General features: G+C 49.0%; 18 protein-coding genes. 3 read left to right on the top strand and 15 right to left on the bottom strand.

Going from position 1 to position 24711, the window contains the following annotated elements:
• Window positions 1–241: 241 nt before the first annotated feature.
• Window positions 242–1672, top strand: a complete 1431-nt coding sequence (locus R70723_RS28990) for a VanW family protein (protein WP_039877507.1) — start codon at window positions 242–244, stop codon at window positions 1670–1672.
• 123 nt (window positions 1673–1795) lie between these two features.
• On the opposite strand, the gene R70723_RS32425 is transcribed toward R70723_RS28990, so the two are convergent.
• The 8 genes from R70723_RS32425 to R70723_RS29030 all read right to left on the bottom strand — a co-directional run bounded on the left by R70723_RS32425 (window position 1796) and on the right by R70723_RS29030 (window position 10288).
• Complete coding sequence (locus tag R70723_RS32425) at window positions 1796–2398, bottom strand: DL-endopeptidase inhibitor IseA family protein (RefSeq protein ID WP_052421505.1); 603 nt, start codon at window positions 2396–2398, stop codon at window positions 1796–1798.
• 228 nt (window positions 2399–2626) lie between these two features.
• Window positions 2627–3226, bottom strand: a complete 600-nt coding sequence (locus R70723_RS29000; protein WP_039877509.1) for a hypothetical protein — start codon at window positions 3224–3226, stop codon at window positions 2627–2629.
• Window positions 3213–4853, bottom strand: coding sequence for a pilus assembly protein PilM (gene pilM / locus R70723_RS29005; protein WP_039877510.1), 1641 nt, complete (start codon window positions 4851–4853; stop codon window positions 3213–3215). Before pilM ends, R70723_RS29000 begins: the two co-directional genes overlap by 14 nt.
• A 15-nt stretch (window positions 4854–4868) precedes the next feature.
• Complete coding sequence (locus tag R70723_RS29010; RefSeq protein ID WP_039877512.1) at window positions 4869–5618, bottom strand: prepilin peptidase; 750 nt, start codon at window positions 5616–5618, stop codon at window positions 4869–4871.
• Between the two features lie 71 nt (window positions 5619–5689).
• Window positions 5690–6163, bottom strand: a complete 474-nt coding sequence (locus tag R70723_RS29015) for a type II secretion system protein (protein WP_039877513.1) — start codon at window positions 6161–6163, stop codon at window positions 5690–5692.
• A gap of 186 nt (window positions 6164–6349) precedes the next feature.
• Window positions 6350–7555, bottom strand: coding sequence for a type II secretion system F family protein (locus tag R70723_RS29020; protein WP_039877514.1), 1206 nt, complete (start codon window positions 7553–7555; stop codon window positions 6350–6352).
• Window positions 7555–8604 (bottom strand): type IV pilus twitching motility protein PilT, encoded by a 1050-nt coding sequence (locus tag R70723_RS29025; RefSeq protein WP_076418446.1) that lies wholly within the window; start codon window positions 8602–8604, stop codon window positions 7555–7557. Before R70723_RS29025 ends, R70723_RS29020 begins: the two co-directional genes overlap by 1 nt.
• A gap of 19 nt (window positions 8605–8623) precedes the next feature.
• Window positions 8624–10288 carry a GspE/PulE family protein gene (locus tag R70723_RS29030; protein WP_039877515.1) on the bottom strand — a complete coding sequence of 555 codons (1665 nt, stop codon included), beginning with the start codon at window positions 10286–10288 and terminating at the stop codon, window positions 8624–8626.
• Window positions 10289–10597: 309 nt separating this feature from the next.
• Between R70723_RS29030 and R70723_RS29035 the strand changes: the two genes are divergently transcribed.
• Window positions 10598–15148: a choice-of-anchor A family protein gene (locus R70723_RS29035; RefSeq protein ID WP_039877516.1), complete on the top strand. Its 4551-nt coding sequence runs from the start codon at window positions 10598–10600 to the stop codon at window positions 15146–15148.
• Window positions 15149–15208: 60 nt separating this feature from the next.
• Here the strand turns inward: R70723_RS29035 and R70723_RS29040 are convergent, their stop codons facing one another.
• Genes R70723_RS29040 through R70723_RS29050 form a run of 3 tightly spaced genes read right to left on the bottom strand, consistent with a single transcriptional unit; the run spans window position 15209 to window position 18168 of the window.
• Entirely contained in the window at window positions 15209–17032 is a 1824-nt protein-coding gene (locus R70723_RS29040; protein ID WP_039877517.1) for a hypothetical protein, read from the bottom strand.
• 13 nt (window positions 17033–17045) lie between these two features.
• Window positions 17046–17582: a PilW family protein gene (locus R70723_RS29045; RefSeq protein ID WP_039877518.1), complete on the bottom strand. Its 537-nt coding sequence runs from the start codon at window positions 17580–17582 to the stop codon at window positions 17046–17048.
• The gene (locus R70723_RS29050; protein WP_052421506.1) at window positions 17566–18168 is read right to left on the bottom strand and encodes a type IV pilus modification PilV family protein; all 603 of its coding nucleotides are present in this window, start codon (window positions 18166–18168) and stop codon (window positions 17566–17568) included. The genes R70723_RS29045 and R70723_RS29050 overlap by 17 nt, the downstream gene beginning before the upstream one ends.
• A gap of 117 nt (window positions 18169–18285) precedes the next feature.
• On the opposite strand from R70723_RS29050, the gene R70723_RS29055 reads away from it, so the two are divergent.
• A complete protein-coding gene (locus R70723_RS29055) occupies window positions 18286–19095 on the top strand; it encodes an alpha/beta hydrolase (RefSeq protein ID WP_039877520.1) in 810 nt (269 codons plus the stop codon).
• A gap of 223 nt (window positions 19096–19318) precedes the next feature.
• Here R70723_RS29055 and argH read toward each other — a convergent pair whose 3' ends face one another.
• The 4 genes from argH to R70723_RS29075 form a co-directional block, all read right to left on the bottom strand.
• Complete coding sequence (gene argH, locus R70723_RS29060; protein ID WP_039877521.1) at window positions 19319–20734, bottom strand: argininosuccinate lyase; 1416 nt, start codon at window positions 20732–20734, stop codon at window positions 19319–19321.
• Window positions 20735–20852: 118 nt separating this feature from the next.
• A complete protein-coding gene (locus tag R70723_RS29065) occupies window positions 20853–22088 on the bottom strand; it encodes an argininosuccinate synthase (RefSeq protein WP_039877523.1) in 1236 nt (411 codons plus the stop codon).
• Between the two features lie 319 nt (window positions 22089–22407).
• Window positions 22408–23376 (bottom strand): ornithine carbamoyltransferase, encoded by a 969-nt coding sequence (gene argF / locus R70723_RS29070; protein WP_039877525.1) that lies wholly within the window; start codon window positions 23374–23376, stop codon window positions 22408–22410.
• Window positions 23373–24659 carry an aspartate aminotransferase family protein gene (locus R70723_RS29075; RefSeq protein ID WP_039877526.1) on the bottom strand — a complete coding sequence of 429 codons (1287 nt, stop codon included), beginning with the start codon at window positions 24657–24659 and terminating at the stop codon, window positions 23373–23375. Before R70723_RS29075 ends, argF begins: the two co-directional genes overlap by 4 nt.
• Window positions 24660–24711 lie beyond the last annotated feature (52 nt).

Genomic DNA, 24711 nt, shown 5'->3' on the forward strand with positions numbered 1-24711 from the left:
CAAATCTGTAACCGTTTGAGTACCCGAAAGTTTTCCCGGTACGGCTCATATACATGAAACAGGCCCCCTGATAGAGAGGCTGCCATTCATTTGTAATACATTCGAGCTTTCTGTAAAAAAATCCTGCCTGGTCCCCTTCCCACCTTTATATATCGGCTGGAAATGGCGATCAGTAAGCTTATTATCCCGGCCTGCGCTGCTCCCTGCACGCAAATCTGCCGCTTTCGAAGGAGACTATCTAATGAAAAAAGCACATATCGTCCTCACCGCAGCCATCTCACTGCTGCTGGCCGCTTCACTGCTGGCCGGCGGGCTTCATTTATATGGAGGGCAGCATACCATCCCGAAGGGGACCCGGCTGACCGGCTGGGATATCGGCGGACATGAGGCTGCCGGGGTCCGCAGCGAGCTTGCCGCCCGGCTTGAAGCGCTTGAAGCTATCCCCCTGGTACTTAAGGCAGGCGACAACACCGAGCTGACCGTCACCCTGAAGCAGGCTGGTGTCGCTTATGAAGCCGGAGCTTTTCTTCAAGGGCTAAAGAGCTTAACGGAAGGGAGGATGCTGGACCGGGCACAGGCCCGCCGCAGCTTTGCCCGCAGCTGGGAGCTCGGTATCCATCTGGATTTGGAACAGCTGCAGTCAAGCCTTAGCCCTGCATGGGAAAGAGAATCCTTCGGTACACCGGTAGACGCTACCCGGCGTATTACCGAAGATGACCGGGTGGTTTACACGGCGGAGACCACCTCCTACGAGGTGGACTGGTACGGGCTTGAGCTCGCCCTGCGGGCAGCGCTGCCGGTTCAGCCCGCTGAGCGGGAGGCTTTGCAGGCAAAGCGCATTACCCTGGAGGTGCCCTTGACCGTTAAAGAGCCGGCTATAACATTAAAGGTGCTGAAGGATCAGGGCATCGAACGGAAAATCACCCAGTTCAGCACCTCCCTTGGCTTAAGCGGCCCCGGACGCACGTTCAACGTGGAGGCCGCAGCCAAAGCTGTGAACGGCACAATCCTGCCGCCAGACGCTGTTTTTGATTACGGCAAGGCGATTGAAAAAGCCCAGCGTGAATCCGGGCTGCGCGAAGCACCTGTTATTGTGAACGGCAAGCTGCAGCCCGGCACCGGCGGCGGCATCTGCCAGGTGTCCAGCACGCTCTACAATGCGGCGCTCAGAGCGGGTCTGGAAATTGTAGAGCGGCGTAACCATTCGCTGCCGGTCAGCTATCTGCCGAAGGGGCAGGATGCCACATTTGCCCAGGGCTACATCAACTTCCGTTTCCGCAACAACACCGGCAAATACCTGATTATCAAGGCTGCGGTTCAGGGCAGAACCCTGACGGTGAAGCTGTTCGGCACATTTCCCAAAAACGTCTACTATACCGTACAGTCCCAGACCGTTGAAATCCTGCAGCCCGCGGCCCGGTACGTCAGTGACTCCTCGCTGCCCCGCGGGGGCACACGGGTTATCCAGAGCGGCAAGATCGGTTATGTAGTAGAAACCTATATTATACGTTATATTGACGGTAAGGCAGCGGAAAAGAAACAGCTCTCCCGCGATACTTATCCGGCACAGAAGCAGGTAATCGCCATCAACCGGGGCGGCATGAGCAAGGCGGTCCAGCCCGAGCCTGTAAAGAAGCCGCTCGTGGAGGATGGTGTGCGCAGCCAGGAATGACCTGCCATGTGCTCCCGGACGGCACCATTCTACTCTTTACCGCAAAGGGCGGCCAGAATGAAATCTGGCCGCCCTTTGGGGCGAAGCAGCTGAAGAACATCTTTACGGTTCCTTCAGCTTGTCTTAGAACAAGGTATCCGGTGACATGTCAATTCTCCAGTAACCGTTCACCTTTTTCAGCTTGACTACAACCCCGGCATTATCCCCCTGCCCGCTCTCCTGAGGCACGCTAAGCTCAAATACTGCTGTAGTTGCTGTTTTGGAAACCATCTTGGCGATAGCTTTATCGAACTGAAGATGATTGCCTACATCTGCGTTAACCTGGGCCATGCGCCCCTTCATTTCAAGAAATTGCGTCTGTGTATAAAAAGCTGCGGCGTTATGCGTAAAGCCTCTTTTTATATAATTCATCAGCTGCTGCTTGGTTCCGAGGTCACTGGAAAGATAGCGGTACTCGAGTCCGTTGTAGGTAAACTTCTCAGCCCCGAAGGTATTGCCTGCACCGCTGGCATAGGTATACAGCTTCTTGGCATGGACCAGCAGCGGAATGATGCTTCGCTCTGTCAGGTTGTTAATGGTAGCGGGACCCTCTTTGCCCGGCAAAGATGCCGCTACTGTCCTTACTCCCGCATTCCCTGTTGCCGGCGAAGCCGCCAGTGCCCCGCTTCCCGCCGATACCAGACCGAGCGAAAGTGCCAGCGAACCGATCAACCATTTCTTTTTCATACCAACGCCTCCTTATTCATCTTGTTCTGCTTATTCAGGTAGAACGTAACTGCTTCTGTTGCTGTAAAGGATACTTTATAACTTACGATAGCCTGTAAGCTAAAATACCCAATCTGCTGCCGGCTGAAAACGGATTTACCGCTTTACGGCGCACAAAAAAACTCCGCCTCCCCGGTTAGGGAAGACGAAGTCTGATTAGTACATGTAACAACCTTAATTATTCACTGATTACTCTGCGGCTTCAGCCTCGTAATAAGCCGTAAAGGCCACATTTGCCGTCAGGATGCTGCCCGGATTCTGCGCGGTCGGAAATTCATACGGCTGCTGGAATGCAAAGGAATCCACCGTGATTAGTCTCGGCATCTTGTTCAGCTGCTTCAGCCATTCGTGTATCTCGGCATAACCGCCTTCAACAATAGCCGTCATCTTGATCTCCTGCAGTCCGGCTGCAGAAGCAGCTGCTGAACCAGTCCACGTTCCAGCCGTACTTGTACCCGTCAGCGAAAAGCCGATGTCCTTCAGCCTGGCATGAGAGCTGTCGCCGATCGCCTTCAGCTCATTGATCAGCGCTTCGCTTCCGTCACCTTGCGGAATAGCGTCCAGTGCAGTCTCTTCGTCTGCGCTCAGGCTGTCTCCGGCGCCCTTGAGTTCATTGATTTTGCTCTGGAGCGCCGATCCTTCCCGTTCCAGCAGGGAAAGCTCGCTGCTCTGTAGCGCAATATCACTGCTTACCGGGCGAATCCCCAGCATATAAAAGGCAAACAGGATCAGAAACAGGATCAGCATACCCAAAACGATCGGTGAGCGGTATTTATTAATTTGTTCCACTGTTGTCCGCTCCTCCTTCCGCAGTAGCCTGTGCCTCTGCCGCTTGCTGATCCGCAGCCTCAGGTGCAGTACTTACACGGTATACCGCCGAATAATTGATAAGATTAGAGAGGCCGCCGGCCACTGCTCCGGAGGAGCCTTCGGATAATTTCTCAATGACCGCTTCACGCGCAAACGGCATTCCCCGCAGTGCAGTCAGATACACTCCGCTGTGCTCCATATCTGTGAAATTCACAGTCAGCAGCAGATCCCCGCGGAAGGAATAGCTGATCTCACGGATTACAGCAGCATACGGCAGCTTCGACTTCAATTCATTCAGCAAGGCAGCAGCATTTACCCGGCTGGCTGACAAGGCTTCAATAATTGCCGACCGGTCAAAGCTGCCGCTTCCGGCTCCGCTGCTGTTCAGGCCGGCCAGTTCAAGCTGCAGGTTAGCATTCTGATCCTGAGCTGCCTGAATCAGGGTGCTCTGATCGGCGTACTCCCCGCGCACTGAAGTATATAAAATACCGGTCCCGATTACGCCAAGCACCCAGACGGCGGCAAGCGTCACTGCAACATAAGGGAATACAATGGTCTCACGGTCCTCACGCGGCAGCAGATTAATACTGCGCAGCTTAGGATCACGCAGCGCGGCTCCGGCAGCTACCCGGTAATCATTGAGGCTGTTGTCCGGCCGTACGCCGGCCGCGAACTGGTCAACGGCAATCGGAGCGATTGCCAGCTCCGGCAGCGCAGCCTGCAGCTCCTGCTGTAATTGGCTGCGCATATCTGGTGCGCCTGTAATCAGCAGCTCCGTAATCCGTGTGGAGCCGTCGTGCAGGCTGTACTGGTAAAAGCTCAGCATGCGTGATATTTCTGCTGTAATCTCCACGATCTGCTCAGCAGACAAGTGATGCTGAGAGGCAGAAGATGCAGCAGCTTCTGCCTCCGCCTCTGCTGCCGAAGGCAGCTCTTTGCTTAAATTAAAGGGGATCGACTGAGGCTGTGCCAGGTCCACCAGATTAATCGTCCGCATAAACACCGGATTACCGCCCCGGAACATATAAATATCGAGCAGCGATTGCTCCAGATGAATCAGCATCGTCTCGTTAAAGGCATGTCCATAGCCTGCTACGATGCTGCGGGCCAGAGCTGTTGCCGAAACCTCAACGCTTTTGATTTTCAGGCCGGCATCTTCCAGTACATCTACGTAGTCCTGAACGACCTTGCGCGGCGCGGCAAAAATAATCAGCTGGCTCTCATTCTCCTCCTGCCCGGTGACCACGTAATCGTACACCGGATTCTCGAAGGGAAGATGCAGGCCGGTCTCAACCTCAAGCTTTACCAGCTGGTCGATCTGCTTTTCTACCGTGCTGGGAATCGTCATTTTACGGATAATCATCTGTGAAGGCGGAATCGACAGGCTAACTGCACTGCCGCGCAGCCCTTTTGTCTTTACCCATTGCCGCAGACGGTCCAGCAGCGCCTCTCTGTCTGCCACCTGATTCTCAACGATCATTCCCGGGAGCAGCGGCATGAATCTTTTTTTGTGGACCTGCTTGCCTTGATTGTTCTTGAAGCTGATATAACGGATGCCAGTCTGCTCAATGGAGACACCGGCTGCTTTGTTGCCTATTCCAAACATGCTATAAAGTTCCTCCTAACGGATGAGCGCGAGATAACCGCTGATAAGATGTGAACCGTAAGAGAAAGCAATCAGGGAGCCTGCAGCCAGCCACGGTCCAAACGGGATGGGTTGCCTGCGCTTCACCTTGCCGAGCAGCATCAGCGTCCCGCCGACAATACTCCCCAGTGCGCAAGCGATCAGGAAAGCCAAAATGACATTGGGAAAGCCGACCACCCAGCCCAGCAGCACGAACAGCTTCACATCCCCCATACCCATGCCCCCGAGCAGAGCCAGCAGCAGAATAATGAAGCCGCCTGCCGCGCCTCCCAGCAGATGGGACCACAGCGGCCCTTCCGGGAAAATGGCTACTAGCAGCAGTAGTAGCGGCAGAAAAAACAGCAGCACCTTGTTCGGGATCAGCATGTACTTCAGGTCAGCCACCGTCACGATTACCGCGAGGCTAACTAAGACAAATCCGGTAATGCCTTGGCCGGATAAACCAAACTGCAGGTATACCCACAAAAATAACAGCCCCGTCGCCATTTCACCCAGCATATACAGCGGCGATACCTTCGCCCCGCAGTGCCGGCACCTGCCCCGGGACAATACGTAGCTCGCCACCGGCAGCAAATCCCGCGCCGTCAGCCGCGTCCCGCAGCTGGTGCAATGCGACGGCGGCCGCACCAGCGACTCCCCCGCCGGCACCCGCAGCGCCACTACATTATAGAAGGAGCCCAGGATCAGGCCGACAAGCGTGATGTATACCGCGATAACAATGGTCATGGGGTGTTGTTCCTGTTCTTTGGATTTTAAAAAAGGAATCGGGAATTCCGATTCCTTTGGGTAATAAGGTTTTATTTATCAATATCGACGCTAAGTATTTGAGCAGGTGTGTAAGTTCCAGCAGTACTACTTGCAACAGGTGTAGACCCCTGTGGAGCCGGAGTAATAGACATGCCAGATAGATTGCCGTCGGCATCGAATGTAACAGTACCTGCAGTAATGACAGCTTTTGAACTTGGTAAACTAAGTGGTGTATCCAAATAACCATCTGCTTGGATTTCTGCAATAATATCTACGGTTCCAGCACCCTCAAAATTCCCGTTTTCTTCACCTACAATATATAATCTCGCTGCATCATAAATCTGACGTGCTGTGGCAATATCACCATCTTCTCGAGAATTTTGAATAACATTCCCTATCAACGGTACTGCAATCACCGCAATAATCCCCAAAATAACAATAACCGCCAATAACTCAATCAGTGTGAACCCTTTTTCCTCTTTACCCGCCTTGCCCAGCTTTTTACGAATCGCCTGTGCCAACATTTCTTTTCCCCCTCATAATTGATGTTATTGAATAAGACCGATACTCCGTTATCTGTGTAAAACCTCGCTGTCCTGTTGCTGTCATCCAATGTACTCATCCTATTCCAGCAGGTTCTGGAGCCTGCTTGTGCTCCCGGTCCGCCTGCCTGGCGTCACCCCTCTCAATCTATGCAAGGAGCACATGGCTCACATGTTGCCATACAGGCTAAACATCGGCAGCATAATCGCTGCTACAATTACACCCACTACACCAGCCAAAAATGCAATTAACAATGGCTCTAGCAATGACTTCAGACGGTCAACTGTGTTTTCAACATCCATCTCATAGAAGTCAGCGACCTTGGAGAGCATCTCATCAAGCGCTCCGGTCTCCTCACCAATTGCAATCATTTGTGTGACCAGCGGCGGGAATACCCATGCTTTCTTAAGCGGCTCCGAGAGCGGCTTTCCCTGTCTGAGAGAATCGGCAGCACTGCGAATATATCCGCCTATCACCTTATTGCCAGCTACCTCTTCCAAAATGGACAACGCCTGCAGAATAGGCACCGAGCTGGCATACAAGGATGCAAAGGTACGTGTGAACTGGGCAATTGAGCCCTTTTGATTTAGCTTGCCGAACACAGGAATCTTGAGCTTGGCATAATCCAGTGCGTATGCACCCTGCTCTGTGCGTTTTGCAATTTGAAAACCAACCACAATCAGGATGATGGCAATGAGCCAGAAATACCATTGTCCCTGAATGCTCTTACTAAGAGCCAGGACCAGCTTGGTTATCGCCGGAAGCTCGGCATCCATCGATTCGAACATTGTCACAAACTGCGGCACGATCGCCCACAGCAAGTACACCACAGCGGCGACCGCCATTATAGCAACCGTAACCGGATAAGTCAGGGCTGATTTGATTTTCTCAGAGGTGACGTGACGTTTCTCAAAATATAACGCCAGCCGCTCAAGCGTGCCCTCCAGATCACCCGATTCTTCCCCGGCACGGATCATACTGATGAACAGCGGCGGAAAAATCTTTTTGTGATCCTGAATCGCCTGTGATAAGGCGATACCGCGCAGCAGGCTGGAGTTCACATCATTTAACGCTTTGCTCAGCGCTTTACTCTCGGTCTGCTCTGCCAGAATTCGTGTAGCATCCACTATCGAAACACCAGCACGCATCAAGGTAGCGAACTGACGGCAATAAATGATGAAATCAATCGTTTTGACCGGATTACCAATATAGATTTCCATCGATAGAATAGAGGATTTCTGTTCGACCAACGAAAATACGGTCAGTCCCCGCTTGCGCAGCTCCTCCATCGCCGATCCTTTGTCCGAGGCTGTCAGCTTGCCTTTGAGCTGCTTCCCGGCACTTGTACGAACCTGGTATTCAAACTGCGGCATCAGCTGCTCACCTCCGTGAGGTAACCTCTGGCTGCCTCAGGCTGAATCAGCCCCAGCTGCAATTGCTCGCGTATATTCATCTCCAGGGTGTGCATGCCGAGCGCCCGGCCGGTCTGCATTACATTTTTGATCTGATGGGTCTTCTCGGTCCGAATCAGGTTAGCCACTGCCGGTGTGTTAATCAGCAGCTCGGTAGAGCACAACCGGCCTTTTCCGCCAGCACGGGGAAACAGCCGCTGCGAAAGAACCGCCAAAAGCACTGAGGCCAGCTGCGAACGGATCTGCCCCTGCTGATGCCCCGGAAACGTGTCGATGATCCGGTCAATCGTCTGCGGTGCATCGGTTGTATGCAGCGTAGCCATGACCAAATGTCCAGTTTCAGCAGCAGTAACAGCGGCGGAAATGGTCTCCAGATCGCGCATTTCCCCAACCAAAATGACATCCGGGTCCTGGCGGAGGACCGCTCTTAGACCACTGGCAAAGCTTCCGGTATCACTGCCCACCTCACGCTGATCTATCAGACAGGTTCCGTGGCTGTGCAGAAATTCTATCGGATCTTCCAGCGTAACAATATGCTTGCTGGCCGTCCGGTTAATATAATTCAGCATCGCAGCAAGCGTCGATGATTTCCCGCTGCCAGTAGGTCCTGTTACCAGAATCAGTCCTTGAGGCTTCATTGCCAGGCTGGACAGTACTCCTGGAAGTGAAAGCTGCTCCATACTCGGAATCTGAGCCGGTATGGACCGTGCCGCAATACTGACCTCACCACGCTGCCGGTACACATTCACGCGGTACCTTACTTCGTCGTCCAGCGGATAAGAGAAATCGAATTCCCCTCTATTGCGAAACTCTATGCTTCTCTCGCTGCCCAGCAACATATCGGCCATGTAGGCAGCTTCTTCCGAGCTTACTCTTTCCCCTTCCAGCGGCTGCAGCTTTCCGTCAATCCGCATAACTGGAGGAGAGCCTACTGAAATATGCAAGTCCGAGGCCTTGGAAGCAAAGGCCATATATAGCAATTGAATAATATCCCATGAAAAGGCTGGCACTTTTGTCTCCCCCTAAACTCTAATGCGAAACCGTCTCGCGCATAACCTCCTGCAGGGTGGTTATTCCTTTGGAGACTTTAAGGAATCCATCCTCCATCAAATGCACCATACCTTGGGCTCTGCCGGCCGCCCGAAGCTCTTCGACGGATGCGGAATCGGTAATCATCTGGCGCAGATGATCGTTAATGGTCAACACCTCATGGATCGCAACCCGGCCCCTGAAGCCCGTGTTATTACAGCTGCCGCAGCCGTGCCCCCGGTAGATCACCCGGTCAGGCAGACCGTAACGGCGCAGCATGATCGACTCCTGCTCGGTTGGTGCATGCTCTTCCCGGCAATCCGGGCAGATTTTGCGGACGAGCCGCTGTGCTACTACTCCAAGTAGAGAAGAAGCGATCAGATAGGGCTCGACGCCCATATCCCGCAAACGCAAAATCGTACTGACCGCATCATTCGTATGCAGCGTGGACAATACCAGATGCCCGGTAAGCGAGGCCCTTACGGCAATTTCAGCAGTATCGGTATCGCGGATTTCCCCTACCATAACAATGTTCGGGTCCTGACGGAGAATCGAGCGAAGTCCGGCTGCAAAGGTTAAGCCGATCGCCGGATTCACGTGTACCTGATTAACTCCTTCAAGCTGGTACTCCACGGGATCTTCAATAGTAATGATATTGGCGCTTTCGGTATTCAGCTGATTAAGAGCCGCGTATAGGGTAGTGGATTTACCGCTGCCCGTAGGTCCGGTAATCAGGATAATGCCGTAAGGCTTGCTGATCATGTCCTGAAAAGCTCCGGCATTCCAGTCACTGAATCCCAGACTGTCAACCGTCTTCACCCCGGTGCTCAGATCGAGCAGCCGGAGTACAATCTTCTCACCGTGCATCGTCGGCAGCGAGGATACGCGGATGTCGACCATTTTGTAATCAAACTGCATCTTGATTCGGCCGTCCTGCGGCAGGCGCCGCTCGGCAATGTTAAGCTTGGCCATGATTTTGAGTCTTGCTGTAATGAAGCCCTGCATCTGCTTCGGGATAATCCGCTCTGTACGCAGTGTTCCGTCGATCCGGAAGCGGATGGACAGGTTATTTTCACCCGGGTCCACATGGATATCCGATGCTCTGAGCGATACTGCCTGCTGGATCATCTGGTTCACTAGCCGCACAATCGGCGAATCCTCATCGGTGATTTCGGTTTCTTCGATCTCTTCCTGGGTCGGAAGCTCCACCATCATCTGGCTCATCGAATCCCGCATGCCATAGTGGCGGGCAATCGCCCGGGTCAGCTCGTCCCGGCTGGAAATCGCAGGCTCAATGCGGAAGCCGGTGCTCATGCGCAGATCCTCGATAGCAAAATAATCAAGCGGATCTGCCATCGCCACCATCAGCTTGCCGCCCTCCTTCATGAACGGAAGCACCTGATAACGTTTAGCCATGCTCTCAGGAATGATCTGGGTAATCGCCGGGTCTATCTGATATTTGAACAGGCTGACGTGGGGAATTCCCAGCTGGAATTCAAGAACCTCAATAAGCTGCTGCTCGGTAATATAGCCCTGGGTAATCAGCAGATCGCCCAGCTTGCGCTTGGATTTACGCTGTTCAACCAGCGCTTCTTCAAGCTGTTCCTGGGAGATAATTCCGTTTTCTACGAGCAGGTCTCCCAGCCTTTTCTTCATGATGGCCATCTCTTTTTCACTCCAGAGCGCTAGATTTTGTCGTGGGCAGCCTCTTCCGAACCAGTCCGGCAGTCCTGCTTAATTCAACCTATGTATATTGTAAGAATATTTCAAATTTAATAGTTATTTAGACTCATAAAACAGCAGAATGCGCATATCTTTTAATTGCCTATCTACTAAATATGTCCTAGAATGATATATAGCATAGATTGGTACTTTTTACAATGAAAACAGCCGTCACATATATCCATTAAATGACATAATGCATTCACTTTTGACAGAAAGTATGAATTATATATCGGCCAGGGAGAGATGAACATGAAGCGTATCAAAGAAAAAAGAGTTCTCTTTTTTCCAGCATTCATATTGCTATTATTAATATTGATTCTGCCAATAAGACATCTAATGATCGATGTTTTTGCAGGTAATCCTGACTATACGGTTAAAATTCTTGAAGTTACCGAGAGTGGGGAAAGTGACCTCAATGCTTCCAGCTCTGGCTCTTCTTCCTTGGATATAGATACTATCAGTATGAAAAGATTCATAGCTCTCCGGGACGGTCTTGACGGCAAATATGATGCTATATATATCGGCAAAGGAAATTACAATAAGAATCCCGCTGAAACTCCCTCCGCAAACACTAAGAATTCAATGAATGACATAACTCAATTAAAGGCAGACGAAATTATTCAACATTTTATAAATAAGGGACTCTATGTCTTTTTCCACAATGCTCCTTTCTTAAATCAAGCCACAGATCAGCATGGAATCCTATTCGACACCTTTAATAATTATCGTACCAATTCTCCTCAGTCCAATGTTGTGTTTCTAAATGACAATGAACTCACAAAGTTCACAGAAGAGCTCTCAAGCAATGAGTCAAAGTATGCTTCAAGACTTAAACAACGTCCCTCCCTTTTAATTTCTAACCGGACAGATATTAAGGACTACGGACAAAATAGCCGTATTTATAGAGCTGGAGAGAGTCTTAGCTTTAATATTGATGTGGCAAACGTAGAAAATATTAATGATTACCCTGTAACAGTTAAGCTTTTTCTTAAGGAAGGCAACAATATTTTTACAGAGGACAGTGTGGTAGCCTCGATAACTGCCAACAAAACATCCAATAACATTATTAACTACAGGTTACCTGCGACCTATTCCGGAATTCTAAATTGGAAAATTGAAATAACCGAATCTAATAGTGGACAACAATTCAAAGATTACGAGTCAGGTTCTATAAGATATCGTGAAAACAAAGCGAATATTGACGTTCTTCGGATAGGAAGTGAACTATCTCTTCCGAGCTCCCTTAAAGAGTCTGACGATTACCTACTCAATCTGCAATCAATGTCTGTGTCTGAATTCAACAGCTATATAAACACTCACAGTACGATAAATGGACGTTTCGATGAACTAATCGTTAATTATTTTGATCTGCACAAATCGGCTTCTCCGTTTACCGCTTCTGCTGCTGCAGCTATAAAAGAATTTTCTAACTCTAAACAGGGAGTAATCTATCTTTTTGATACTGCTGCAACTAATATTCAGGATTGGGCAGCTGAGGCAATCCAATTAAGCGGACAAAAAAACACTGCTCTTGTTTCAAGACCGGGCGATGAGAATCAACCTGCTCATTTTATTTCTGTTAATGGTTCATTGCAGACACAATATCCTTTATATACGAGTCAAATAGATGGCGTATCTAACAAGCTCTCATCTGTGTCCAATCTGTCTCTGTCAGGTAAAAGCCATTCTTCATTTCGTTTGAATCTCGAAGATAGGAGTGTTATGCCTTGGTATAATCTTGCCGATGACTCCTATGATCAAGATGATAGTTATAATCACTATTTTGCATACTCCAAACAGAATTCTGTCTACATGGGCAGTGCTCAAGTGTTAGCGGGGAATACAACCGAGATTTGGAGCAAGTTGCTTGTTAATGCGCTATATCATAATTATATTCAATCCAATCATGCTCCCGTCGTAACCATTGATACACCTACAACCGGGTTTCCTTCTTATCAGAAAGATTTTGTTCTCAAATATTCTGTCAAAGATCCCGATCGTTATGATACTGACTTAATGACTAGTGTAAGATTCAAAAGTAACGGCAGTTATCTGACTGACATCAAACTTGATGATACTGCAATTAAATCGGGGGATAGTATCTATCATACATTCTCTAATCCGTTGCCTAGTGGAGGTACCCTCCAGATTGAAATTAACGCCAAAGACACCAATGGTGCTGCTGCTACTATGGTATTTGATGTTCCCGTACATACTCAGACAACTACTGCAAATCTAGATATTAGAAAAAGAATCATTTCCAATAATATGTCTGACGGAAAGATCGGAGTTGGAGAGACTTTTACCTTGGAATACTCTATACTTCCTGTTTCTATTCCTGCAGCTAATGTAAATGCATCAGACCGTGCAGCTACGACTCTTGTGATACCTGGAGTAATTTTTAAAGATGTTTTGCCAGCTAATATTGATGTTGTAACACTTCCTGCAGACGTAAATAGTGAAGTAGATGACAGAAGTGGCTTAACTACCCTTTCTAAAATATTTGACAAGATCACGTATAGCCTTAATACAAGTACAACTGAGCCATATTATGAGCCTGAGCAAAAAACACCTTTTGTAATTAAAGTCAGTCTTAAAGCAACCGCAGCCGGAAAATATTCATTGGTTGGTACAACTTTAGAATATGAGGATGTTCAAAGTGTGGTTACCGCTACTGCAACACCGTCACCAACAGTTACTCCAATTATTACACCAACAGTTACACCAACTGTCACACCAGCGCCTACCCCTACATTTAATCCTGCTGTATCAACGTCTAACTCTATTTTAGGAATAGCTGGGGATTTCAATGCTTTTGTTATTAGAGATTCTCTCTTTTCTAACTTGAATATGCAAGGACGGCTGGCAGGTGGCGGTACAGTTGATCTTAGACCACGTAACGGAGGTATAAGCGTAAACAGCTCAAATATAAATAATAAGGAACCCGCAGTTATTGCTGGAGGGGACTTCTACTTTGATAATGGTTCTGTAAACGGAAAAATTATTTATGGAGGATCCCTTCCAGCTCAAGTAACCGGTACGCATTCTGGTATTAGTAAAGGAAATCCTATCAAATTTGATATGGCCGAGTCATATTTATTAAAATTATCCGATCAATTAAAAGCCTTAACCGCTACTAATGCTGTTTTTGATGGAGGCTTAAAGCTTAAAGGAACTAATAATACCTTGAATGTATTTAAGGTAAAAGGAAGTGAACTCTCAAAAACTTGGGGATTTGATATTAATGTCCCCAGTACTTCTACAGTAGTTATAAATGTTGATGGAGCTTCAGTAAGTATGCAAAATTTCGGTTTCACTCTAAATGGCTTGAACGAAGAAAAAGTAATATTTAATTTTATAGATGAAGGCGAACTGACAATTAATAGTGTCGGCGTAATGGGTTCAATACTTGCCCCAAAAACAACTGTTACTTTTTCAAATGGCCAAGTAACCGGTAACTTAATAGCACGAACTGTAAAAAATTCTTCCACCTTAAATTTCAAACCATTTAAAGGAGCTATACCTACACCAACAGCAGCACCTACACCGACGCCGATACCGACTCCAACACCATCGCCAACACCATCGCCAACACCGACGCCTACTCCGGTTCCTACTCCGAAACCGCGTGTAGCTGTAAACTTCCCATCCATACATTTGGAGGCGGTAAAAAAGGTGTCGGCCATTCAACTGGATTCGGACAACATCACGATCTACTTAGGTGAATCCCGTAAGCTGATTGCTACGGTTACTCCTGCAGACGCTGCGAATCAACGACTGGAATGGGAGACTGATAATCCTAATAGAGTAAGCGTAAATACAAATAGCGGTGTAATTAGTGGATTAAATTTAGGTTCAGCTAATATTACAGTAAGGGCAACCGATACGACTAACGTTAATCGCCCATCCAAAACAATCTTAGTTACTGTTATACCTCGACCTGTTGTAGATAATTCTATACCCACAGTACCTGCTGCACCTACTTTGGAGCTTATAGGTGGCGACCAGCCAGTAATTGTCGGGGACAGTGTCCCGCTAGAAGCTATTTATACACCTGCTAATGATCCTACTATTGGCTATAGATGGAGCCCGATAGAATCGCTAAAATCTGGAAGTGATGATCTTCATAAAACCTTCGTTCCTCAGCAAAGTGGTACTTTCACTATCAGCGTTGAAGCTTTTAGAATTACTGATAATGTAACTATCCTTACTGCAACTAAAGAGATTCAAGTCAGCAACCCTGCAACTTCTATTGAGATAACTGGGAGCAACGAAGTATTTACAGGGAAAACTATAAATTTGAATCTCTCCGTTCTTCCGGCCAATGCTGATACTCTGGTAATCGATGACTGGGAAATCATCGACGGAATGAGCAATGCTACATTAATCAAAGTAAGTGACACCTATTATAAATTAAAGGCTAATATGCAAGCTCAGACATCAGTAACCGTAAGAGCGACAGCTGGCAATCTACACGATGAGCATACTATTCATATAGTTGGACTAAACTCTCTGAGCTTTAACATTAATTCGGATGAAGAGGTTGTACTTCTGGTAGGACAAACAGAACAACTGCTTCCGCGTCTTCACCCTAATCCTGCTTCAATAAAGATAAATGATATTGCTGGTAATCTAGCATGGAGTAATGGGGATAAACATATTATTAGCCTGGACCCCTCAACTGGACAAATTACAGGATTAGCTCCAGGAAGTACAATAGTCACAGTCAACTATAAAGGCACTACGATTTCTGCTCAAATTAAAATCAAAGTTGTCGAGGAGACTGGAGACCGGTATTAGCTGTTTGCATAGAGAAAGAGGACCTTCCCTTAATCAGGAAGGTCCTTTCTCTATCCTTTTTTATGGCTGAGCAGAAATCGGAATCAGTTTGAGCGGCCCCTTTGTAACATTGACCTGATTTACACGAGGGAGCCCCCCTTTTTGTGCTTCATATATCGATTTATCATACTTGATCTGCAGTCTCCGGTAATCTCCACCATTAAATAGAAGCGGGGTTGCACTACTCGCAGAAGTTGGCTCTAACACTTCCCCCACCACAGCATTAATAGTCAAAGTTCCTTTTGAAAAAACGCCTCCGTTAATGCTGAGTGTGGTCCCTACCCCATATAATGTAGCTTGTCCTTCTGTATACAGAAATGCATCCATACGGTCGGGCACCTGACTGCTAAATTTATCTACCCGGTTCACAAGCATATCTTTTTGGGAGATCAGCACCAATTGCTTGTTTGAGAGTCCGTGAATTATTGCATCATCAATAGTAGCCTTTCCCAATACAAACATTGTAGAGTCAAAATTAACTTTTCCTTTAATAATGACATCTCCGGTAACCAAGATATTTCCCCGTACATTTATAGTGTCTGCAACGCTTTCATTATTTATAAATAAATTTCCTTTCACAATCAGCCACTTTGAGTCTTCCTTAGCTTGTTCTGTAAATAGAACATCTTCATAATCAATACCATTTACAACTAAATTGTCTTCCAGTACTGCATGAGTGTTGAGAGTATACAGCTTAGCCAAGTTATCTAGGTAATCTTGCAGGCTACTTTCATACTCGTCAAACTTATCTTCATAGTCAGGAGCCTCTGTATCAGTTGGAGGAATAGGACGAGGCTCATTATGCAAGATGTTAAAGGTACTTGGATACGTAAGACTTATATTAGGATCATTATCTATAAAATATTCTTTCAATAAATCTCTATTGTTGCTACTGGTAGCTTCAACCAGTTTATCAATGAATGACTCCTCTACATCAATTTGCACAAATTTCTGATGCTTCTTAATATTTATTTTATCGAGAGGATATACCGGATCAGTTGAGTTAGAATTTAACTCTAAACCCAGAACATCTTTCAAATTACTATTAATAATATCATCTTGTGTAACTACTGTACCACTTGAGGTTCCGGTTGCAATGTTGTTGTAATTACCGCTGCTGCCCGATGCATACTGAATGCTGTTTAATGATTGCACGTATACTTGGCCATAGTCATCACCTTTAACAATCGGTGAAACTACAGGATAAATAGTCGATGCTTCACGAGTGGGACTGCCCATATATTTATAATAGGCTAGATCTCTTATCTTAAGCTCACCGCCAGCATATAAATTACCTTGAATTAATGGGGCTCCATTAATAATTACGTCTCCCTCCGAACCTAATGCATATTTTAGGAAATCAGGATTGGCATCAATGATCAGCTGCTGCTGAAGCTGTCTTGTAACTCCATTTACTTTGGCTTCAGCTGTTACCGTTAACTTGTAAATTAAAGTTTTGGATGCTTCTTCAGGGTTATCAAAGGTAATATTCTTAATTGTACCTTCTGCATTTGAAAGATCCGTTTGTACAGAAGATTTAGTTGTGAGAAGCTCATTGATATTATTAGTGATGGTATCTTGTAATGCATCAGGGCTTAGTTTCTTCCCATTAAGACCTGAAGTAATATACGCTGCTGCTTCTTCGAGAGATTTTTCTGTCAAATGCAGAGTCTGCACATCACTTTCCCTTGTCTCAGTTCTTTGGCTTCCTCCTACAGTGGCAGAAAGCACTCCTAAACCAAGAATGGTTAGTAATAATACAACAAACATTACCAGTACTAATGCTGAGCCCTGCTCTCTTTGGAGGATTTTAAAAAGTTTCCCTTTTTGAAATACTGTAAACATTAATAGTTGCCTCCTAGAATCCGAATTTGCTCTCGAGCTCCAGCTTATACTCTCTCCCCTCAAAGTTCTGGACCAGGACTAGGTCGATTTCAACAAGACCAGTATCACAAGGTATATTGTTTCTGCATAATTCTGATGAACTTGTAAATTTAATCTCAGATCCGCTTAAATCCGAAGTTGTCGCGGTAATAGATTCTTTTGAAACCACTGTACTACTGTTACCAATGATTAGCTGTCCATCTTTGATAAATATCTTTTGCATTGGAGTATTCCCTTTTAAGTTTGAGAAGGTCTCCACGCCGCTGCCATCAGACATATTTCCAACTTTATCGGGAGCAGAGGTATATAGCTCAGTAATGATTGCAGACATAATAATATCGGCCTCATCACGCAGGGTGTTTTCAATTGTAATTTTGTGATAGCTGCGAATTCCAAACATTGTGATGCCTGAAATAAGGCCCACAACCATTGCGGATAATGTAATAGCTGCGATCATCTCTATTAGAGTAAGCCCCTGCTCATTGCGAAAGAAATTAACGAATCGCTTCATTGGTTATATATCCCTCCACTATGGTCTCAGCAGCCTTTCTGCCATTTTTCTCAGGAGCCTTAACGGTAACCAAAACAGGGATAAGGTAATTTGCCGCATCACTCTTTATGTCTTCCATTTCTTTATATAGATCTTCTTGATAGGCAATATTGATTGAATAACTAATACCATTGATGCTTGGATTAAGTACTTTATCAAGTATCGTTACATCCTTCACCAGACTGCTATAGTTACAGGGAACCTCGAGTTCATCCACTGTGCACACGTCCCCATAGCCGATATTAATATTACTATCGAAATATTTCTTCCACACATCAAAATCCTGCTTCTCCGCATAAAACAGCGCATTGCGAGCCAGATTGACCATGATCGTCTTGTTCTGGTTGGCTTTGGCGTATGACATGGCGTTGGTAAAATAAGACGTTAGTACCAGGGAGACGATCGACAGAATGATAATCGCCGCCAGTACTTCGATCAGTGTAAATCCTTTTTCCTGCTTAAGACGATCTTTCATCCTGCCTTTTCGCCCCTCACTCTGCAAAGCTTTCGCACTTGCACATACCGAATCTATTATTCCTGCTTCCATTATATTCTTTCCCCTCATAACCCAGCAATCCTATTACACATAATAATTCCAGCGATTTCTACTCTATATATCGGCTATGCACTATGCTATCATTTGTGCTAAAAGGAGGAAATTACAATGGCTCTGATTGAATGCAGATTTTATTCGGATGTGCTTGGCCTCAGTACTTCAATGACGGTGATTCTGCCGCAGCAGACGACAACACAAATTGGACTCAACAATGTGAAAAGAGGGAATCTTCACCCGACGCTCTACCTGCTGCACGGCCTGTCGGATGATGATTCGATCTGGCTGCGCCGGACCTCGATTGAGCGCTATGCGGCTGAGCTGGGAATTGCGGTGGTGATGCCACAGGTGCACCGGAGCTTTTATACGGATATGGCCGAAGGCGGCCGGTACTGGACCTTTATCAGCGAGGAGCTGCCCGCGCTTGCCCGCTCATTCTTCCCGCTATCAGCTAAACGTGAGGATAATTTCGTGGCCGGGCTCTCCATGGGCGGTTACGGGGCGATGAAGCTGGGACTGCGCAAGCCGGAGGCTTTTGCCGCTGCTGCCAGCCTGTCGGGGGCGCTCGATATGGCGAATCATTTCATGAACCGGGACGACGCGTCCAAAAGATCAATAGAATACGAGCTAATCTTCGGCAAGGAGGATATCACCGGCACGCCAAATGATCTGTTGTGGCTGCTTCGGGAGGTCGACCAATCAAACGGTCCTAAGCCGCTGCTCTACCAGTGCTGTGGTACAGAGGATTTCCTCTATGAAGACAATCAGGTGTTCCGCGCTGCCTGCGCCGAGACTTCGTTGTCATTAACCTATGAAGAAGGCCCAGGGGAGCATGAATGGGGTTATTGGGACGCCAAAATCCAGGATGTGCTGAAGTGGCTGCCGCTGGGCAAATCATCTTCTGATTCGTGGAGCATTTAGGGCAAGCATTATCACTTTTGGTAGCGTATACAGTGATTTATAGCATCATTCATATCTTTTCCAAAAAAGTGAAGTTAACAAAAGCAGCGGAGGCCAGCCACCAGACTCATTTAACCCCCGCATAGTAAAAGACTGCCCTTCCCGCATAGGATTACCGCGGTGAGGACAGTCTTTTGTTATTTAGTCTGAGCGAACCAGGTTTGCTTGGCCTTGGACAAGCTGCTTATTCAGCACTGTCCGCATGCTGCGCTACCCACTTACCCGCTTCAAGCAGGGAAGCCCCAGCGCGCTCAATTGCCGCTTTTACCTGTACTGTCGCTGTACCGCCATAGACGTTACGGGCGTTCACTACGGCCTCAGGCTGCAGGACAGCATAGATCTGGTCGTCGAACAATGGAGAGAACTGCTTGAACTCATCCAGGGTCAGATCAAGCAGGAATTTGCCTTCGTTGATGCAGTAGAGCACTGTTTTGCCGATAACCTCATGCGCCTGGCGGAAAGGCAAGCCTTTGCCAACCAGGAAGTCCGCAATGTCAGTCGCATTGGAAAAGTCGGTGTTAACCGCTTCACGCATCCGGCCCTTATTCACCTTCATGGTGGAGATCATTGGAGCGAACAGCTGCAAGGCGCCTGTCAGTGTTGCTACTGTATCAAACATGCCTTCTTTGTCTTCCTGCATATCCTTGTTGTATGCCAGCGGCAGCGATTTGAGGACAGTCAGCAGACCGATCAGGTTGCCGTAGACACGGCCTGTTTTACCGCGCACCAGCTCGGGTACGTCAGGGTTTTTCTTCTGCGGCATGATGCTGCTGCCTGTGCAGAACGCATCGTCCAGCTCCACGAAGCTGAACTCGGTGCTGCTCCACAGCACCAGCTCTTCGCTGAGCCGGGACAGGTGGGTCATGATCAGCGCTGCGTTAGCCAGGAACTCGACGATAAAGTCGCGGTCGCTGACGGCGTCCAGACTGTTCTCATACACACTGTCAAATCCAAGCTGCTCAGCTACAAAATGACGGTCGATCGGGAACGTCGTTCCAGCCAGGGCTCCGGCGCCCAGCGGAAGCACGTTGATCCGCTTATAGCTGTCTGTCAGGCGCTCCGCATCGCGGCGGAACATCGATACATATGCCAGCAGATGATGGGCGAACAGGATCGGCTGGGCACGCTGCAGATGCGTGTAGCCCGGTACAATCGTGTCCACATTGTCTTTAGCCTGTTCAATCAGAGCTTCCTGCAGCTCGTGCAGCAAGCCAACGAACTCGACCACCCGGTTACGGAGGTAGAGGTGCATATCTGTCGCTACCTGATCGTTACGGCTGCGTCCGGTGTGCAGCTTACCGCCGACCGGACCCACTTCCTCGATCAGATTCTTTTCAATATTCATATGGATGTCTTCATCCGCTACGGAGAATTCGATTTCGCCTGCACGAACCTTTTCCAGCACCTTGTTCAGTCCGGCCTTGATCGTCTCAACATCCTCCTGCGGAAGAATACCGCATTTGCCCAGCATCGTGACATGGGCCAGACTGCCCTGCACATCCTCTTCGGCCAGTGCCTTATCGAATCCGATGGATGCTGTATACTCCTCCACCAGCTTGTTAGTCCCTTTAGTAAACCGGCCGCCCCAAAGCTTGCTCACCTGTTATGTCCTCCTCTGCTAGACGTCAGAGGGCCGCTCCTGTCCTGTCGGAGGAACGGCCTTCTGGTGTCCGCTTATGTTATGACCTGCTATGAAACCGCTGAGCGGTTATAATAATCTACTTATTGGATTCTGCTACGCCGGAGGAAACCTTCAGACGCAGTGCATTCAGGCGGATAAAGCCTGTTGCATCACCCTGATCATAGGCCTGAGTCGGATCTGCTTCCATTGTCGCGATATCCGGATTGTACAGGCTGACCGGTGATTTTACGCCGGCGCCGATGATGTTGCCTTTGTACAGCTTCACACGCACCGTACCGGTTACGTTCTTCTGGCTCTCGTTCACCAGTGCCTGCAGCGCAAGACGCTCAGGAGCGAACCAGAAACCGTTGTACACCAGAGTACTGTAACGGGTAATCAGGCTGTCGCGCAGGTTCATTACTTCACGGTCCATGGTGATGGACTCCATTTTGCGGTGCGCGGTGAACAGGATGGTTCCGCCTGGTGTCTCATAGACGCCGCGGCTCTTCATGCCGACAAAACGGTTCTCGACCATATCCACGCGTCCGATCCCGTGCTTACCGCCGAGCTCATTCAGCTTCTCCATTACCTGCAGCGGAGTCAAGGCTTCGCCGTTCAGTGCTACGCAGTCGCCCTTGAGGAAGTCCAGCTCCAGATACTCTGCTTCATCTGGTGCGTCCTCAGGTGCGTTACTGAGCAGGAACATTTCTTTGTTCTCCGGTGCGCTTGGGTCAAACCAGGGATCTTCCAGCACGCCGCTCTCATAGCTGATGTGCAGCAGGTTGCGGTCCATTGAGTACGGCTTAGCAGCCGAGGCCTGTACCGGAATGCCGTTTGCTTCAGCGTAGGCGATCATTTCGGCACGGCCCGGGAACTGGTTGCGGAACTCTTCCAGCCGCCAAGGTGCAATTACCTTGATGTTCGGCGATAATGCTGCCGCATTCAGCTCGAAGCGGACCTGGTCATTGCCTTTGCCGGTTGCGCCGTGGGCAATTGCTGTAGCGCCTTCTGCGATAGCAATGTCCACCATACGCTTAGCAATCAGCGGACGGGCAATACTGGTGCCGAGCAGATATTGGCCTTCATACAAAGCGCCCGACTGGAACATCGGGTAGATGAAATCACTCGCGAACTCATCGCGCAGATCGTCAATATAGACCTTCGATGCGCCGGTAGCCAGTGCTTTTTCCTCCAGGCCGTCCAGCTCTTCCTTCTGGCCGATATCGGCAGTGAAGGCGATAATCTCCGCATCATAGGTTTCTTTTAGCCATTTCAGAATGACTGAGGTGTCCAGCCCGCCGGAATAGGCGAGTACAATTTTTTCTTTAGGCATGGGGGTGCAACTTCCTTTCAGTGTGGGGGTATGGGATGGATTTATGAAAAAACAGCTGATATAACTCTGTTGCTCGGACGCAAGCTGCGTGAATGTTTGGACTTCCGGTCGCTGTTGTCTTCAGATTTCCTAATTTGAACCGCTATACAGCGGTAGAAATCCGAAGACAAAGGCGAACGCTAGCGCTCCTACAGTTCCAAACTTCACTCCGTTGCTTAGCACCAAAATTATATCGCGTAATATTTCAAACCCATCCTATATAGTGTTTTATATAGTATAAGACCTCTAAGGCCTTTGCAGGTTCAAAACTGCAATTTCTTTAGCCCATCAAAGCAGCCATCAGCGCCTTCTGCGCATGCAGGCGGTTCTCGGCCTGGTCGAAAATAACTGAGTTCGGGCCGTCGATTACGCCCGTGCTGACCTCTTCCTCACGGTGGGCCGGCAGGCAGTGCAGGAACAGGTAGTCGCTCTTAGCGCCTTTTACAAGCTCCTCGTTGACCTGGTAGTCCTTGAATGCCGCTTCACGTGCCAGCTGCTCGGCTTCGAAGCCCATACTCGCCCACACGTCAGTGTAGATTACGTCAGCGTCCTGTACGGCTTCCTGCGGGCTGTTGGTGATGACGATGTTAGCGCCTGTCTCTTTGGCAATCTCACGCGCCTCAGCAACGACAGCCGGGTCAGGCTCGTAGCCCTCAGGTCCGGCAACCGAGACATGCACGCCCAGCTTGGCGCCGCCGATCAGCAGGGAATGGGCCATGTTGTTGCCGTCGCCGATATAGGCCAATTTAAGGCCTTTCAGCTTGCCTTTGTGCTCGTATACGGTCTGATAGTCCGCCAGCACCTGACAAGGATGTGCCAGGTCGCTCAGGCCGTTGATTACAGGCACAGAAGCGTAACGCGCCAGGTCCTCAACCTTATCATGGCCGAAGGTACGGATCATGATGCCGTCGAGATAGCGTGACATCACCTGAGCCGTGTCGCCAACGGTCTCGCCGCGGCCGAGCTGGATGTCATTTTTGCTCAGAAACAGCGCATGGCCGCCGAGCTGGTACATGCCGACCTCGAAGGATACGCGTGTGCGGGTCGAGGATTTTTCAAAAACAAGTCCGATCGTTTTGCCTTGCAGCGGCTGGTAAACCTCGCCGTTTTTTTGCTTCTTCTTCAGCTCGATAGCCAGATCAATCAGATACGTGATTTCCTCCGGGCTGTAATCGTTCAGCTCCAGCAGATCACGGCCTTTGAGCTGCTCTGCGATCGCCAGCTTCCCGCTGTGTACACTCTGGCTCATGAATGTGCCTCCCCGCTTTCTTTGTTAGCATAAGTATGAATGAGCGGAACAAGAATGTCCACCGCCTGGCGGATCTCATCCTGGCTCACATAAAGATTAGGCAGCAGCCGGATTACGTTCGGTCCGGCCTGCACGAACAGCAGCCCTTGCTTCTGTCCGGCCAGTACAATATCGCCTACCGCCTCTGTGCATTCGATTCCGATCAAGAGACCCTTGCCGCGCACTTCCTTCACAAACGGCGTATCCGCCAGCTTCTCTCTCAGCAGGCCGCGCAGGAACTCGCCCATCTCCTCGGCGCGCTGCGGCAGCTCGTCTTCGAGCATTGTCTCGATCGTCGCTTCCATCACCGCTGCCGCCAGCGGCGTACCGCCGAAGGTGCTTGCATGGCTGCCCGGGCTGAACGCTTCGCGCAGATAACCTTTGCCCAGCATAACGCCTGCCGGGAACCCGCTGGCTACGCCTTTTGCCAGGGTGAAAATATCCGGCTCAATCCCGTAATGCTGATGGGCAAACAGCTTGCCTGTACGGCCCATACCGGTCTGCACTTCATCCACGATCAGCAGCAGGCCATGCTCGTTGCACAGCTCAACCACAGCATCGAGGAACTCCTGCTGTACCTCCAGCACGCCGCCTTCGGCCAGAATCATCTCCAGCATGATAGCTGCAGTATTGTCCGTAATGGCTTCCTTCAGCGCCGGCAGATCATGCAAAGGCACTGTCTTGAACCCGCCCGGCAACGGCAGAAAGCCTTCTTTTACCTTTTGCTGGCCAGTGGCTGTCAGCGTCGCCAAAGTACGTCCATGGAAGGACTGCTCAAACGTAATAATCTCATAGCGTCCCGTGCCTTTCACCTTCTGGTGATAACGGCGTGCCAGCTTGATCGCTGCTTCATTCGCTTCCGCCCCGCTGTTGCAAAAGAACACCTGATCCGCACAGCTGTTACCCGTAAGCAGCGCTGCTACCCGGTCCTGACCCGGAATGTGGAACAGGTTCGACACATGCCATAGCGTATCAATCTGTGCCTTCAGCTTCTCGCCAACCTTCTCGGGAGCGTGTCCCAGACTGGTTACCGCCAGCCCGCACATGAAGTCGAGGTACTTGTTCCCCTGGTCGTCCCAGACCCAGCTGCCTTTGCCCTTAACCAGACTCAGATCATATCTGGCATAGGACGGGAATACCGCACTCAGCTTGGCAGGAGCAGCCTCCTGAACCTCCGTTTTGCCTGAACGGGTATGCGCAGCCCCTGTTAAAGAATCCTTTTCCGCCTGTGTAAGCTCACTCATTCTTAGTCACTCTCCCACCATGCTGCTTCCGGTAAACCGGCAGCGCTATATT

This window comes from Paenibacillus sp. FSL R7-0273, assembly GCF_000758625.1.
In the GTDB taxonomy this organism is placed as follows: domain Bacteria; phylum Bacillota; class Bacilli; order Paenibacillales; family Paenibacillaceae; genus Paenibacillus_AQ.

Excerpts from the sequence above, each read along its gene's own strand:
- R70723_RS29040 (WP_039877517.1), bottom strand. The coding sequence starts at position 17,032 with ATGTTTACAGTATTTCAAAAAGGGAAACTTTTTAAAATCCTCCAAAGA.
- argF (WP_039877525.1), bottom strand. The coding sequence starts at position 23,376 with ATGAGCCAGAGTGTACACAGCGGGAAGCTGGCGATCGCAGAGCAGCTC.
- R70723_RS29020 (WP_039877514.1), bottom strand. The coding sequence starts at position 7,555 with ATGCCGCAGTTTGAATACCAGGTTCGTACAAGTGCCGGGAAGCAGCTC.
- R70723_RS29010 (WP_039877512.1), bottom strand. The coding sequence starts at position 5,618 with ATGACCATTGTTATCGCGGTATACATCACGCTTGTCGGCCTGATCCTG.
- R70723_RS32425 (WP_052421505.1), bottom strand. The coding sequence starts at position 2,398 with ATGAAAAAGAAATGGTTGATCGGTTCGCTGGCACTTTCGCTCGGTCTG.
- R70723_RS29045 (WP_039877518.1), bottom strand. The coding sequence starts at position 17,582 with ATGAAGCGATTCGTTAATTTCTTTCGCAATGAGCAGGGGCTTACTCTA.
- R70723_RS29030 (WP_039877515.1), bottom strand. The coding sequence starts at position 10,288 with ATGGCCATCATGAAGAAAAGGCTGGGAGACCTGCTCGTAGAAAACGGA.
- R70723_RS29075 (WP_039877526.1), bottom strand. The coding sequence starts at position 24,659 with ATGAGTGAGCTTACACAGGCGGAAAAGGATTCTTTAACAGGGGCTGCG.
- R70723_RS29055 (WP_039877520.1), top strand. The coding sequence starts at position 18,286 with ATGGCTCTGATTGAATGCAGATTTTATTCGGATGTGCTTGGCCTCAGT.
- R70723_RS29065 (WP_039877523.1), bottom strand. The coding sequence starts at position 22,088 with ATGCCTAAAGAAAAAATTGTACTCGCCTATTCCGGCGGGCTGGACACC.
- R70723_RS29050 (WP_052421506.1), bottom strand. The coding sequence starts at position 18,168 with ATGGAAGCAGGAATAATAGATTCGGTATGTGCAAGTGCGAAAGCTTTG.
- R70723_RS28990 (WP_039877507.1), top strand. The coding sequence starts at position 242 with ATGAAAAAAGCACATATCGTCCTCACCGCAGCCATCTCACTGCTGCTG.
- pilM (WP_039877510.1), bottom strand. The coding sequence starts at position 4,853 with ATGTTTGGAATAGGCAACAAAGCAGCCGGTGTCTCCATTGAGCAGACT.
- R70723_RS29015 (WP_039877513.1), bottom strand. The coding sequence starts at position 6,163 with ATGTTGGCACAGGCGATTCGTAAAAAGCTGGGCAAGGCGGGTAAAGAG.
- R70723_RS29035 (WP_039877516.1), top strand. The coding sequence starts at position 10,598 with ATGAAGCGTATCAAAGAAAAAAGAGTTCTCTTTTTTCCAGCATTCATA.